This window comes from Micromonospora sp. L5 (genome assembly GCF_000177655.2).
Lineage (GTDB): Bacteria > Actinomycetota > Actinomycetes > Mycobacteriales > Micromonosporaceae > Micromonospora > Micromonospora aurantiaca.
On sequence record NC_014815.1, the window covers coordinates 1,666,185 to 1,679,876 of the forward strand.

Below are 13,692 nucleotides of genomic sequence, written 5' to 3' on the forward strand. Positions count from 1 at the left end.
TCCCGTGACGACTGACGATCGCGCCTACGCGGGGTGGCGCGACCCCAGCCACCCGTCGCCACGCCTCGGGAGACCGTACGTGACTTCGCAGGAGATCCCGCTGCACGGCGGGAACGTGAGCACCGTGGTCCGTGTGGGAGACACGGTCCGGCGCAACGCCGGCCCGTGGACGCCCTCCGTGCACGCGCTGCTGCGCCACCTGGAGTACGTCGGATTCACCGGCGCGCCCCGGGCGCTCGGCATGGACGAGCGCAACCGGGAGGTCCTGTCGTACCTGGAGGGGGAGTGCGGGGAGTACCCGCTGGCCCCGCACTGGGTCACCGACGAGGCCCTGGTCACGGTGGCCACCATGCTGCGGATGTTCCACGACGCGCAGTACGGCTTCACCCCGCCGCCCGGCGCGGTCTGGCGCTCGTTCGGGCCGCCCCCGCCGGACACCGAGGTCATCTGCCACCACGACGCCGCGCCGCACAACGTGATCTGGCGGCCGGACGGCACGCTCGGGCTGATCGACTTCGACCTCGCCTCGCCCGGCGCCCGCATCTACGACGTGGCGTACGCCGCCTGGACCTGGGTGCCGATCTTCTCCGACCGGGACTCGATCACGCTCGGCTGGAAGCACCCGGACCGGCCGCGCCGGCTGCGGCTGTTCGCCGACGCGTACGGGCTGATCCCGCGCGACCGGCACCGGCTCATCCGGACCATCCGCAAGCGCATCGTCGACCACGTCGAGGGCATCCGGCGGATGGCCGCCGCCGGTGAGCCGGCGTTCGTCCGGATCGTCCACAAGGGCCACCTGCGTCGGCCTATGCGTGACCTGCGGCTGCTCGACTACGAGCGGCACCAGCTGGAGTACGCGCTGCGCTGAGCAAGATCGGCGTTCTTCACACGCCGGAAACAACCCGTCACGCGTCGGAAATCGCGCGGTGTCGCTGAAGGAAACAGCCGGCGACAAAGCTTCCGCGCAACCGGCTGACGGGCGATGCTGCCAGGTCTCAGTCGGAGGGAGGAATACGACAACGAGAGGAGGCAGCGTGGAGATCGACACCGGGAACACTGCCTGGTTGCTTGTCTCGACTGCCCTCGTGCTGCTCATGACCCCCGGTCTCGCGCTGTTCTACGGCGGCCTGAACCGGTCCAAGGGCGTTCTGAACATGATGATGATGAGCTTCTCGTCCATCGGGCTCGTCAGCATCCTGTGGCTTTTCTACGGCTTCACCGTCGCCTTCGGCGAGGGCGGCAGGTTCTGGGGTGACCTGGGCCAGTACCTGGGCACCAAGACCTTCGTCGGCGAGAACGACCTGTGGGGCGAGACCGGCATCCCGATCTACGTCTTCATCGCCTTCCAGATGATGTTCGCGATCATCACCGTGGCGCTGATCAGCGGTGCGCTGTCCGACCGGGTGAAGTTCGCCGGCTGGCTGCTGTTCGCGTTCGGCTGGGCCACCCTGGTCTACTTCCCGGTCGCCCACATGGTCTGGGGCGGCGGGCTGATCGGCGGCGACATCGGCGCGCTGGACTTCGCCGGTGGTACCGCTGTGCACATCAACGCCGGTGCGGCGGCGCTCGCGCTGGTGCTCGTGCTCGGCAAACGGGTCGGCTGGCCGCGCGAGAGCATGAAGCCGCACAACGTCCCGATGGTCGCCCTCGGCGCCGCGCTGCTGTGGTTCGGCTGGTTCGGCTTCAACGCCGGTTCCGAGCTGACCGCCGACGGGGTCACCGCGCTGGCGTTCATCAACACCCAGGTCGCCACCGCCGCCGCGCTGCTCGGCTGGATCGTGGTGGAGTGGCTGCGCGACGGCAAGCCGACCCTGGTCGGCGCCTCGTCCGGCGCCATCGCCGGCCTGGTCGCGATCACCCCGGCCTGTGCGTTCATCACCCCGGCCGCAGCGGTGCTGCTGGGCGTGGTGGCCGGTGCGGTCTGCGCCCTCGCGGTCGGCCTGAAGTACCGGCTCGGCTACGACGACTCGCTCGACGTGGTGGGCGTGCACTTCGTCGGCGGCTGGATCGGCTGCCTCTGGATCGGCCTGTTCGGCACCGCCTCGGTCAGCTCGCTGGTGGAGACCGACGGCCTGTTCGTCGGCGGCGACGCGTCGCTGCTCGGCAAGCAGGCGATCAGCGCGCTGATCGTCAGCGTCTACTCCTTCGTGGTCGCCTTCGCCCTGGGCTTCGTGATCGACAAGACGATCGGCCTGCGGGTCTCCGCCGAGGCCGAGGTCGACGGCATCGACATCGCCGAGCACGCGGAGAGCGGCTACGACCTGTCGCCCACCACGGGCAGCAGCGGTGGCGCGTTCGCGATGGCCGGGATCGGCGCCGGCAAGCCGGCCGCGGAGCCCGCTGTCGAGACCGACGAGTCCGCGCCGGTCAGCGAGAAGGTCGCCGGTTAACGTTCCTGGGATGGAGGGGTTGGACATGAAGCTGGTGACCGCGGTCATCAAGCCGTACCAGCTGGACGCGGTGAAGGAGGCTCTGCACGCGCTCGGCGTGGCCGGGCTGACCGTCAGCGAGGTCCAGGGCTACGGCCGGCAGAAGGGGCACACCGAGGTCTACCGGGGTGCCGAGTACACGGTCGAGTTCCTGCCCAAGATCCGGGTCGAGGTGCTCACCGACGAGATGGACGTCGACAAGATCGTGGACGCGATCGTCGGCGCCGCCCGGACCGGCAAGATCGGCGACGGCAAGGTCTGGGTGACCGGCGTCGAGGAGGTCGTCCGGGTGCGTACCGGCGAGCGCGGGCTCGACGCCCTCTGATCGCCGGACCCGCCGACGTGACCTCGTTGACCACGGCCGCCGCCCCCACCGGGGACGGCGCGCCCGTGGTCAACGAGGTCGCCGGCGTACCCGCAGGGATCGGCGCGGCGGCCCGGTCCGCGCGGGCCGACGCGCTCGACGCCTGGCTGTGCCGGGCCTTCCCGGACCGGGACGGCGTGGCGCTCGTCGCTGTGGGCGGGCTGGGCCGCCGCCAGTGCGCCCCCTACGGCGACCTCGACCTGGTGCTGCTGCACGCCGGGGTGCCCGGCATCGACGAGCTGGCCGCCTCGCTCTGGTATCCGATCTGGGACGCCGGGCTGCGGCTGGACCACTCGGTGCGCACCGTCGCCGAGGCGCTGTCGGTGGCCCAGGACGACGTCAAGGTCGCCCTCGGCCTGCTCGACGCCCGGCACGTGGCGGGCGACCCGGCGCTCACCGACCAGCTCTCCCGTACCGCCACCGACCACTGGCGGCGGACCGCGATCCGCCAGCTCCCCGGCCTGCGCGAGATCACCTCCGCCCGCTGGGAGGCGCACGGCGAACTGGCGTTCCTGCTCGAAGGCGACCTCAAGGAGGCGTCCGGCGGGCTGCGCGACGTGGGCATCCTGCGCGCCATCGCCACCGCCGGGGTCACCGACGCGCTCCGCCCCGCCGTGCACGCGGCACACCGGCGGCTGCTGGACACCCGCGACGCGCTGCACCAGCAGGTGGGCCGCCGGGTCGACCGCCTGGTCGCCCAGGAACGCGACGGCGTGGCGCGCCTGCTCGGCGCCGAGGACGGCGACGCGCTGCTGCGGCTGGTGGCCGGCGACGCCCGCACCGTGAGCCACGCCCTCGACGACGCCTGGCGGGCCGCCGACCGGCTCCGCTCCGGCCGGCACCGCGCCGCCCCCGGCCGTCCGCTGCGCCGCCCGGTCGCCCGGGACGTGGTGGAGCAGGACGGCGAACTGGTGCTCGCCCGTACCGCCATCGGGGCCCGCCCCGACCCGAGCCTGTCGCTGCGCGTGGCCGCCGCTGCCGCCACCACCCGGCTGCCGATCGCGCGGGCCACCTGCGAGTGGCTGGCCGCGTACTGTCCGCCGCTGCCGGCGCCCTGGCCACCGGCGGCCCGCGCCGCGCTGATCACCCTGCTCGGCGCCGGTCCCGGCCTGGTGCCCGCCTGGGAGACCTGCGACAGGTACGGGCTGATCGACCGCTGGCTGCCCGAGTGGACCCGGATGCGCAGCCTGCCCCAGCACAACCCGGTGCACCGGTTCACGCTCGACCGGCACCTGGTGCAGACCGCGTACGAGGCGAGCCGGCACACCCGCGACGTGGAACGACCTGACCTGCTGCTGCTCGGCGCATTCCTGCACGACATCGGCAAAGGGCTGGACGGTGACCACTCGGTGGTCGGCGCGCCGCCGGCCGAGGCGGTCGCCACCCGGATCGGGCTTCCGCCGGCCGAGGCGGCGCTGATCGGCACGCTGGTCCGGCTGCACCTGCTGCTGCCCGACGTGGCGACCCGGCGCGACCTGTCCGATCCGAAGACCGTCGCCGGCGTCGCCGAGCGCGTCGGCGACACCGGCACGCTGGAACTGCTGCACGCCCTGGTCCGCGCCGACGCCGCCGCCACCGGCCCGGCGGCCTGGTCCGGCTGGAAGGGCCGGCTGATCGCCGAGCTGGTGAGCCGGGTGCGCACCACGCTGGACACCGGCGTGGTGCCCGCCCCGCCGGCCCCGGACCCGGCGCTCGTGGCCGGGCCGCTGCCTGTCGTACACCTGGGGGAGGACCGGGTGTCGGTGGCCGCCGCCGACCGGCGCGGACTGCTCGCGACTGTCGCCGGGTGCCTGGCGCTGCACCGCCTGGAGGTGATCTCCGCGGACGCCGCCACCGTCGACGGCCGCGCCCTGGTCGAGTGCCGGGTGCAGCCGCGTTACGGGCTGGCCCCGGACCCGATCGCGCTCAGCGCCGACCTGCGCCGGGCGGTCGGCGGCGACGTCTCGGTCATCCAGCGGCTGCGCGGTCGGGCCCTGGCCGCGCGCAGCCAGGGCGCCGCCCCACGGGTGGTCTGGCACCGGGAGGCGGCCACCGACGCGGTATTGCTGGAGCTGCGGGCCGCCGACGCGGCCGGACTGCTGTACCGGGTCACCTGCGCGCTGGACGACGCGGGCGCCCAGGTGCGGGCGGCCCGGATCTCGACGCTGGGCGGCGACGTGGTGGACGCGTTCTACCTGGTCGGCGGCTGGCCGTCGGACGAGGAACGGGCCCGGATCGAGGCCGCCGTGCTGGCCGCCGTGTAGTGGAACGGGCCGCCGGGCCGGAGCGGGCGGATGAGCGGCGGGCTACCCTAACGGTGGGCTGGACCACCGGCCCGGCAGCATGTGCCCGCCGAAAACGACAAACGGGATGTTCGCGTGTTTGACACCTTGAGTGACCGCCTGTCCGGGATCTTCACCAAGCTCCGCGGCAAGGGCCGGCTCACCGACGCCGACATCGACGCCACCGCGCGCGAGATCCGGATGGCGTTGCTGGAGGCCGACGTCGCCCTGCCGGTGGTCAAGGGCTTCATCGCGAACGTCAAGGAGCGGGCGCGCGGCGCCGAGGTCTCCCAGGCGCTCAACCCGGCGCAGCAGATCGTCAAGATCGTCAACGAGGAGCTGATCAACATCCTCGGCGGCGAGGGGCGGCGGCTCCAGTTCGCCAAGCACCCGCCGACCGTGATCATGCTGGCCGGCCTTCAGGGTTCCGGCAAGACGACGCTCGCCGGCAAGCTGGCCCGCTGGCTCAAGAGCCAGGGCCACCAGCCGCTGCTCGTCGCCGCCGACCTCCAGCGTCCCAACGCCGTCGGGCAGCTCCAGGTGCTCGGTGGCCGGGCCGGCGTCGAGGTGTACGCCCCGGCGCCCGGCAACGGCGTCGGTGACCCGGTGCAGGTGGCCCGCGACTCGATCGAGCACGCCCGCCGCGCCGCCCGGGACATCGTCATCGTCGACACCGCCGGCCGCCTCGGTATCGACACCGAGATGATGCAGCAGGCCGCGAACATCCGCGACGCGGTCCAGCCCGACGAGGTCATCTTCGTCATCGACGCCATGGTCGGCCAGGACGCGGTGCGCACCGCCGAGGCGTTCCGCGACGGCGTCGGCATCACCGGCGTGGTGCTGTCCAAGCTCGACGGCGACGCCCGCGGTGGCGCCGCGCTCTCCGTCCGCGAGGTGACCGGCCAGCCGATCCTGTTCGCCTCCACCGGCGAGAAGCTGGAGGACTTCGACGTCTTCCACCCGGACCGGATGGCCAGCCGGATCCTCGGCATGGGCGACGTCCTCACTCTGATCGAGCAGGCCGAGGCGGCCTTCGACACCGATCAGAAGGAGAAGATGACCGCCAAGCTGATGGGCGGGGAGACCTTCACGCTGGAGGACTTCCTCGATCAGCTCATCGCGGTCCGGCGGATGGGCCCGATCGCCAACGTGCTGGCCATGATGCCCGGCATGGGGCAGATGAAGGACCAGCTCGCCGAGCTGGACGACAAGCACTTCGACCGGGTCACCGCGATCATCCGGTCGATGACCCCGGCCGAGCGCACCACCCCGAAGATCATCAACGGCTCCCGCCGGGCCCGTATCGCCAACGGTTCCGGCGTCACCGTCATGGACGTCAACCAGCTGCTCAACCGCTTCGCCGACGCGCAGAAGATGATGAAGCAGATGGGCGGCATGATGGGCCTGCCCGGCGGTGGCCGGCGCAAGGCGACCAAGTCGCCGAAGAACAAGCGCAAGGGCACGAAGGGCGGCGGGCGGCCGCGTACCGGCGCCGGCATGCCGGGCGGTTTCCCGGGCGGGATGCCGCAGCTCCCGCCGGGCCTGGACCCGGGTGACCTGGCCGGTGGGCAGGGCCTGCCGCCGGGCTTCAAGCTGCCGAAGATCGACTTCAACAAGCTCGGCAAGGGCGGCGACAAGGGCCCCCGCTAGCGTGTCGGTGACGGTGGGCGACATCGCTGTCTCTTAGGGTGACGTCGCCCCCTGGAAGGAGATGTCAATGACCGCGGCCCCGATCCTGCCGGAGCGGCACGAGTGGACGGTCGACGACCTGGGCGAGCTGCCCAAGGACCTTCCGTACGAACTGGTCAACGGAAGGTTGATCGTGCCGTCACCCACCGCCCTGCACCAGGAGATCTGCGTCGAGTTGCTGCTCGCGCTGCGCGTCAACTGCCCGCCGGAGTTCCTGGTGAGCATCGACCTGTCCATGCGCGTGGACCGCCGCAACGAGCCGCGCCCCGATGTGGTGGTGATCCGGCGCAAGCACGCCGCCCGGTCGCCGGTCCCGGTCGAGGACGCGCTGCTCGCCGTCGAGGTCGTCTCGCCGACGTCGCACTTCCGCGACCTGTACGACAAGGCGAAGATCTACGCCCGCTCCGGGGTCCGCTCCTACTGGGTGGTGGATCCGCAGCACGAGCGGATTGCACTCACCGAGTACACGCTCGACGGCGCCGCCCGCGAGTACGAGCAACTGGCACACACCGAGGACCTGTTCGTCACCGAGCGGCCCTGGAAGGTCTCGGTCGATCTGCCGGCGCTGACCGCGCGCCGTAACGACCTGCTCGCCGTCGAGGAGGACTGATCGGGTAGGACTGTGCACATGGCTCTGCACGTGCGCGGTGTGTTCCTTCCCGACGACGAGGTCCGGGACGTCTGGCTGGTCGGCGACCGGGTCACCTTCGAACCGGTGCCCGGCGCCGAGACGGTGGCCGACGGCGGCTTCGTGCTGCCCGGCCTGACCGACGCGCACTGCCACATCGGCATCGCCCGCGGCGGCAGCCCGATCACCTCCCTCGACCAGGCGCGGGAACTGGCCCGGATCGACCGGGACGCCGGTGTGCTGGCGATCCGGGACGCCGGGTCGCCGTACCCGTACCCCGAACTGGAGGACGAGCCGGACCTGCCGCGGCTGGCCCGCGCGGGCCGGCACGTCGCACCGCCCAAGCGCTACCTGCGTGACATCGGCGTGGAGGTCGGCGCGGCGGAGGTCGCCGCGACGGTGGCCGCGCAGGCCGCGGCCGGCAACGGCTGGGTCAAGCTGGTCGGCGACTGGATCGACAGGGGCGTCGGCGACCTGGCGCCGGCCTGGGACGCCGACACCATGACCGCGGCGGTCGCCGCCGCGCACGCCGCCGGGGTACGCGCCGCGGTGCACACGTTCTCCGAGTCGGCCGTGGAGATCATGGTGCGGGCCGGTGTCGACTCGGTGGAGCACGGCACCGGGCTGAGCCTCGACCTGATCGACCTGATGGCCCGGCAGGGCACCGCGCTGGTCCCCACGATGATCAACATCCGGACGTTCGGCCACATCGCCGAGCAGGCCCGCCCCAAGTTCCCCGGGTACGCCGACCACATGCTCGGCCTGCGCGACCGCTTCCCCGAGGTGGTGCGCGCCGCGCACGAGGCGGGTGTGCCGATCTACGTCGGCACCGACGCGGGCGGCGGCATCGACCACGGCCTGGCGGCCGAGGAGATGCTGCTGCTGCACGAGCAGGCCGGCATGTCGGCCACGGACGTGCTCGCCGCCGCCTCCTGGCGGGCCCGCGAGTGGCTCGGCTTCCCCGGGCTCGTCGAGGGCGGCCTCGCCGACCTGGTGGTCTACCCCGAGGACCCGCGCCGCGACCTGCGTGTGGTCCGGACGCCCAGCCGGATCGTGCTGCGCGGCCGGGTCGTCCGCTGACCGGCCGACGGCGACGGGTCTAGCGGGCGGTCGCCGCCATCAGGAACAGGCGCACCGCCAGGTCGGCCAGCCGGTCGGCGGTCTCGTCGACCGGGCCCCCGGGCAGCACGATGTGGCTCACCACCAGACGTACGACGCTGTCCGCGGCGAACGCGAGGGCCGCCGGATCGGCGTCCGGCAGGCGCTCGCCGGTCCACTCCAGCAGCGCCGCCGCGGCCTCGGCGAGCACCAACTCGGACCGGGTGGTCAGGTACGGCAGAAGCTCCTCCGAGCCGCCCCGGGTACTGGTCAGCACCGCCCGGACCAGCGGGTTCTCGGCGGCCGAGGCGAGCGTGCGGTGGATCGCCGCGTACGCTGCCGCGCGGACGTCGGAGTCGTGCTCGTCGAGCGCCAACCGGACCTGGCCGACGAACCGGTCCACCTCGTGCCGGGCCAGCGCCTCGCCCAGGCCCGCCTTGGTGCCGAACTCGTTGTAGACCGTCTGCCGGCTCACCCCTGCGGCGCTGGCGACGGCACCCATCCGGACCCCGGCCCAGCCGGTCGTGACGGTCAGCGAACGGGCGGCGTCGACGATCGTCTCGCGCACCGGAGTGACGTTTCTCGGCTTAGACATGGTGATCGAAGTCTACGGGCGCTGCTCAGCGCACCTCGAGTTCGTACTCCGCCTCGGCCCGGAACCGCCCGCCGTCGTGGCCGGCGAAGGTCAGGTGGTGCGTCCCCGGCGCCGGGGTGGGTGGAGAGCATGACGGCAGACGGTAGTGCGGGCGCGCCCGGCTGCGCCCACCCGTGACGGGACGCATAGGATGCGTGGTCATGGCACGCGTGCTCACTCCCCGTGCGGAGGACTTTCCCCGCTGGTACCAGGACCTGATCGCCAAGGCGAAGCTGGCCGACAACGGCCCGGTCCGGGGGACCATGGTGATCCGACCGGCCGGCTACGCCATCTGGGAGCGGATGCAGGCCGAGATGGACGCCCGGATCAAGGCGGCCGGCGCGGAGAACGCGTACTTCCCGCTGTTCATCCCGGAGAGCTACCTCAAGCGGGAGGCCGAGCACGTCGAGGGCTTCTCGCCGGAGCTGGCAGTCGTCACGCACGGTGGCGGCAAGCAGCTCGCCGAGCCGGTGGTGGTGCGCCCCACGAGCGAGACGGTCATCGGCGAGTTCATGGCCAAGTGGATCGACTCGTACCGTGACCTGCCGCTGCTGCTCAACCAGTGGGCGAACGTGGTCCGGTGGGAGCTGCGCCCGCGGATCTTCCTGCGTACCAGCGAGTTCCTCTGGCAGGAGGGGCACACCGCGCACGCCACCCGTGAGGACGCCCGCGCCTACGCGCGGCGGATCCTGCACGAGGCGTACGAGGACCTGATGGTCAACGTGCTCGGCATCCCGGTGGTGGTCGGCCTGAAGACCGCCCGGGAGCGCTTCGCCGGCGCCACCGCCACGTACACGTGCGAAGGCATGATGGGCGACGGCAAGGCACTCCAGCTGGGCACCAGCCACGAGCTGGGCCAGAACTTCGCCAAGGCGTTCGACATCAGCTACTCCTCGGCCGAGGGCGGCCGGGAGCACGCGTGGACCACCTCCTGGGGCACCTCCACCCGGATGCTCGGCGGCCTGATCATGTGCCACGGTGACGACAACGGGCTGCGGGTGCCGCCGAAGCTGGCGCCGGTCCAGGCGTACGTGATGATCGTCAAGGACGGCGAGGGCGTCGGCGAGGCGGCGCGAAAGCTTCACGACGCGCTGCGTGACGCCGGGGTGCGGGTGGCGCTCGACGACCGGACCGACACCGCGTTCGGCCGCCGCGCCGTCGACGCCGAGCTGCGCGGCTACCCGGTACGCGTCGAGGTAGGCCCGCGTGACCTGGCCGCCGGCAACGCGGTGGTGGTCCGGCGTACGGACGGCTCGAAGGCCCCGACGCCGGTGGCCGACGTGGTCGGCGCGGTCCTGGCCGCGCTGGAGGACGACCAGCAGGCGCTGCACGACCAGGCGCTGGAGTTCCGCAGGTCCCGCACCGTCGAGGTGTCGACGCTGGCCGAGGCGATCGAGGCGTCCGCCACCGGCTGGGCGCGGGTGCCGTGGTCGGCGGTCGGCGTCGAGGGCGAGGCCGAGGCGAACGCTCAGGGCGTGACGGTCCGCTGCCTGGTGCGCGCCGACGGCTCGGTGCCGGACTCGGAGGACGAGCCCGACCTGGTGGCGATCCTCGCCCGCGCCTACTGAGGGTGTAAGGAAGGGCCCCTTCTTAACGCATTCCGCAGAGGAGGGGCCCCTTGTTAACACGACGGCGGGGGTGAGCGTGCGGTTCGAGCCGGGGCGGCTGATCATGCACCGGAACGTGCGCAACGGCCGGATCGGCTGGGTCCGGTCGGCCCGCGTGGTCTCCGACGACGAGCGCGGCCTGGTGCTCTGGGTGGCGCGCGAGGCGCCCGTCGCGCACGAGGTGAACGCCGCCGGCCTGGGCATGCGGGCGGTGCCGTTCGCCGAGTGGGTGACGTCGTCCTACCGGCTCGCGCAGGGGCTGTGGAACGGCCCGCCGGTGCTGAAGTTCCTGCCCACCGGCGCGGCCCACTCGGTCTGGTGGTTCCGCGACGCCGCCGGCCGCTTCCAGAACTGGTACGTGAACCTGGAGGAGCCCGGCGTCCGCTGGGACGACGGCACGGTGGCCGGGGTCGACATGGTCGACCAGGATCTCGACGTCGTGGTCCACCCGGACCTGAGCTGGGAGTGGAAGGACGAGGACGAGTTCGCCGAGCGGCTGGCGTTCCCGGAGCACTACTGGGTGACCGACGAGAAGGCGGTACGCGCCGAGGGCGAGCGGGTGATCCGGATCGCCGAGGCGGGTGAGTTTCCGTTCGACGGCACCTGGTGCGACTTCACCCCACCCGCGGAATGGGACGTACCGGACGTACTTCCGCCGGGGTGGGACCGCCCGCCGGTGCGCTGAACGAGTGTCCTCGGTCACGGCCCGGCCCGCCCCGGGCGTGGTGTCCGGGTCCGGTGTGAGAGTTCCGGTCCGGATCTGGCAGAATGGTTCGCTGGTATCCGGCACGCGTCCGGCGCCCTCTAACCCGGGCGCGTCGCCAGTTCACCGAGCAGTCTCCGGCCCAAACCCCACTGTGCCGGTCGGCGCTCACCCGCCACACCGCCCGTACGGGCCGGTGAGATCGCAACAGGAGCGAAACAACTGTGGCCGTAAAGATCCGGCTCCTGCGGATGGGCAAGATCCGCAACCCGCAGTACCGCATCGTCATCGCCGACTCGCGCACCAAGCGTGACGGTCGTGCGATCGAGTTCGTCGGTGTGTACCAGCCGAAGGAAGACCCTTCGGTGATCGAGGTCAAGTCGGAGCGGGTCCAGTACTGGCTCTCGGTCGGCGCCCAGCCGAGCGAGGCCGTGCAGCGCCTGCTGGAGCTGACCGGTGACTGGCAGAAGTTCAAGGGCCTGCCCGCGCCGCCGCCGCTGAAGGTCGCCCCCGAGCGGGCCGACCGCAAGGCGGCGTACGAGGCCGAGGCGAAGGCCGCCGCCGGCGTGGCCGACACCCCGGCGAAGCCGGCCAAGAAGGCCGCCGCCAAGGCGGAGGAGCCGAAGGCCGAGGCCAAGGCCGAGGAGCAGACCGGTGCCGAGTCCGGCGAGCAGGCCTGACATGCCGCTGCGTCCCGCTCTGGAGCACCTGGTCAAGGGCATCGTCGACCACCCGGACGACGTCCGGGTGCGCATGGTCGACTCCCGTCGGGGCAAGCGCCTCGAAGTCCGCGTGCACCCCGAGGACCTCGGCACGGTGATCGGGCGGTCCGGCCGGACCGCCAAGGCGCTGCGCCAGGTGATCGGCTCCATCGGCGGGCGTGGGGTACGCGTCGACATCGTCGACTCGTACTGATGCTTCTCGTCGTCGGCCGGATCGGTAAGCCGCACGGCATCCGCGGTGAGGTCACCGTGGAGGTGCGTACCGACGAGCCCGAAGCACGGTTCGCCCCCGGTTCGGTGTTGACCACCGAGCCGGGGGTGGTCCCGTCGGAGCCCGGCGCCTGGCGGGTGCCCCCGACGCTCACCGTCGAGTCGGCCCGCTGGCATCAGGGCCGTCTGCTCGTCGCCTTCGAGGGCGTGCTGGAGCGCGACGTCGCCGAGGCGCTGCGCAACACGCTGCTCGGCGTGGACAGCGCCGACGTCGCCCCGCCGGAGGACCCGGAGGAGTTCCACGACCACCAGCTGGTCGGGCTCACGGTGGTCACCCGCGACGGCGAGCACGTGGGCGAGGTGGCCCGCATCGACCACGCGCCCGCGTCCGACATGCTGGTGCTGCGGCGCCCCGAGGGGCGTACCGCGCTGGTCCCGTTCGTCAAGGCGATCGTGCCCGAGGTGGATCTGGCCGGCGGTCGCGTCGTCGTCGACCTGCCCGGTGGCCTGCTCGACCTCTAGCTGGAGCCCACCGCATGCGCGTCGACATCGTGTCGATCTTCCCCGAGTACTTCGCCCCGCTGGACCTGTCGCTCATCGGCAAGGCCCGCGCGAACGGCACGCTGCGGCTGGCCGTACACGATCTGCGGACCTGGACCCACGACGTGCACCGCACCGTCGACGACACGCCCTACGGCGGCGGTCCGGGCATGGTCATGCGGCCGGAGCCGTGGGGTGAGGCGCTGGACGCGCTGGCGCCGGGCGAGCTGAGCCCGGACGGGCACACGCTGCCCCGGCTGCTCGTGCCGTCGCCCGCGGGCGTCCCGTTCACCCAGGCCCTGGCGCACGAGCTGGCCGCCGAGTCGCACCTGCTGTTCGCCTGCGGCCGGTACGAGGGCATCGACCAGCGCGTGCTGGACCACGCGGCGACCCGGATGCCGGTGACCGAGGTCTCCCTCGGCGACTACGTGCTGTTCGGCGGCGAGGTGGCCGTGCTGGTGATCCTGGAGGCGGTCACCCGGCTGCTGCCCGGCGTGCTCGGCAACGCCGGGTCGCTGGACGAGGAGTCGCACGCGCACGGGCTGCTGGAGGCCCCGCTCTACACGAAGCCGGCGAGCTGGCGCGGGCTGGACGTGCCCGAGGTGCTGCGCTCCGGCGACCACGCCCGGATCGACCGCTGGCGGCGGGACGAGTCGCTGCTGCGGACGGCGGCCCGGCGCCCCGACATGATCGGCGCGCTGGCACCGGAGACGCTCGACAAGCGTGACCGGGCGACGCTGGACCGGGGCGGATTTTCCCCGCCACCGGGGCATGTGGCAAAGTAGAGGGGTTGCCGCATCCGTCCAC

At 72.5% G+C, this 13,692-nt stretch carries 14 protein-coding genes; 13 read left to right on the forward strand and 1 reads right to left on the reverse strand.

Annotated features, from left to right (window positions below; translation table 11 throughout):
* Nucleotides 1-4 precede the first annotated feature (4 nt).
* The 7 genes from ML5_RS08155 to ML5_RS08185 all read left to right on the forward strand — a co-directional run bounded on the left by ML5_RS08155 (nucleotide 5) and on the right by ML5_RS08185 (nucleotide 8,451).
* On the forward strand, nucleotides 5-868 hold the full coding sequence (locus ML5_RS08155) for an aminoglycoside phosphotransferase family protein (RefSeq protein ID WP_174361701.1): 864 nt from the start codon (nucleotides 5-7) through the stop codon (nucleotides 866-868).
* A gap of 166 nt (nucleotides 869-1,034) precedes the next feature.
* Nucleotides 1,035-2,390 (forward strand): ammonium transporter, encoded by a 1,356-nt coding sequence (locus ML5_RS08160; RefSeq protein ID WP_013284577.1) that lies wholly within the window; start codon nucleotides 1,035-1,037, stop codon nucleotides 2,388-2,390.
* Nucleotides 2,391-2,415: 25 nt separating this feature from the next.
* Nucleotides 2,416-2,754 (forward strand): P-II family nitrogen regulator, encoded by a 339-nt coding sequence (locus ML5_RS08165; RefSeq protein WP_013284578.1) that lies wholly within the window; start codon nucleotides 2,416-2,418, stop codon nucleotides 2,752-2,754.
* Between the two features lie 17 nt (nucleotides 2,755-2,771).
* Nucleotides 2,772-5,036 (forward strand): [protein-PII] uridylyltransferase, encoded by a 2,265-nt coding sequence (locus tag ML5_RS08170; RefSeq protein WP_013284579.1) that lies wholly within the window; start codon nucleotides 2,772-2,774, stop codon nucleotides 5,034-5,036.
* Between the two features lie 114 nt (nucleotides 5,037-5,150).
* Nucleotides 5,151-6,704 carry a signal recognition particle protein gene (gene ffh / locus ML5_RS08175; RefSeq protein WP_013474363.1) on the forward strand — a complete coding sequence of 518 codons (1,554 nt, stop codon included), beginning with the start codon at nucleotides 5,151-5,153 and terminating at the stop codon, nucleotides 6,702-6,704.
* Between the two features lie 67 nt (nucleotides 6,705-6,771).
* Complete coding sequence (locus ML5_RS08180) at nucleotides 6,772-7,353, forward strand: Uma2 family endonuclease (protein ID WP_013474364.1); 582 nt, start codon at nucleotides 6,772-6,774, stop codon at nucleotides 7,351-7,353.
* A gap of 18 nt (nucleotides 7,354-7,371) precedes the next feature.
* Complete coding sequence (locus ML5_RS08185) at nucleotides 7,372-8,451, forward strand: amidohydrolase family protein (protein ID WP_013474365.1); 1,080 nt, start codon at nucleotides 7,372-7,374, stop codon at nucleotides 8,449-8,451.
* A gap of 19 nt (nucleotides 8,452-8,470) precedes the next feature.
* Here ML5_RS08185 and ML5_RS08190 read toward each other — a convergent pair whose 3' ends face one another.
* Nucleotides 8,471-9,064: a TetR/AcrR family transcriptional regulator gene (locus ML5_RS08190; protein WP_013474366.1), complete on the reverse strand. Its 594-nt coding sequence runs from the start codon at nucleotides 9,062-9,064 to the stop codon at nucleotides 8,471-8,473.
* Between the two features lie 200 nt (nucleotides 9,065-9,264).
* On the opposite strand from ML5_RS08190, the gene proS reads away from it, so the two are divergent.
* From proS to trmD, 6 genes are all read left to right on the forward strand, one after another.
* Complete coding sequence (gene proS, locus ML5_RS08195; protein WP_013474367.1) at nucleotides 9,265-10,671, forward strand: proline--tRNA ligase; 1,407 nt, start codon at nucleotides 9,265-9,267, stop codon at nucleotides 10,669-10,671.
* Between the two features lie 76 nt (nucleotides 10,672-10,747).
* Nucleotides 10,748-11,395, forward strand: a complete 648-nt coding sequence (locus ML5_RS08200) for a DUF402 domain-containing protein (RefSeq protein WP_013474368.1) — start codon at nucleotides 10,748-10,750, stop codon at nucleotides 11,393-11,395.
* Between the two features lie 242 nt (nucleotides 11,396-11,637).
* On the forward strand, nucleotides 11,638-12,093 hold the full coding sequence (gene rpsP, locus ML5_RS08205; protein WP_013284587.1) for a 30S ribosomal protein S16: 456 nt from the start codon (nucleotides 11,638-11,640) through the stop codon (nucleotides 12,091-12,093).
* Nucleotides 12,068-12,328, forward strand: coding sequence for an RNA-binding protein (locus ML5_RS08210; RefSeq protein WP_026268109.1), 261 nt, complete (start codon nucleotides 12,068-12,070; stop codon nucleotides 12,326-12,328). Before rpsP ends, ML5_RS08210 begins: the two co-directional genes overlap by 26 nt.
* Nucleotides 12,328-12,867: a ribosome maturation factor RimM gene (gene rimM / locus ML5_RS08215; RefSeq protein WP_013474369.1), complete on the forward strand. Its 540-nt coding sequence runs from the start codon at nucleotides 12,328-12,330 to the stop codon at nucleotides 12,865-12,867. Before ML5_RS08210 ends, rimM begins: the two co-directional genes overlap by 1 nt.
* A 14-nt stretch (nucleotides 12,868-12,881) precedes the next feature.
* Complete coding sequence (gene trmD / locus ML5_RS08220) at nucleotides 12,882-13,670, forward strand: tRNA (guanosine(37)-N1)-methyltransferase TrmD (protein WP_013284590.1); 789 nt, start codon at nucleotides 12,882-12,884, stop codon at nucleotides 13,668-13,670.
* Nucleotides 13,671-13,692: the final 22 nt, after the last annotated feature.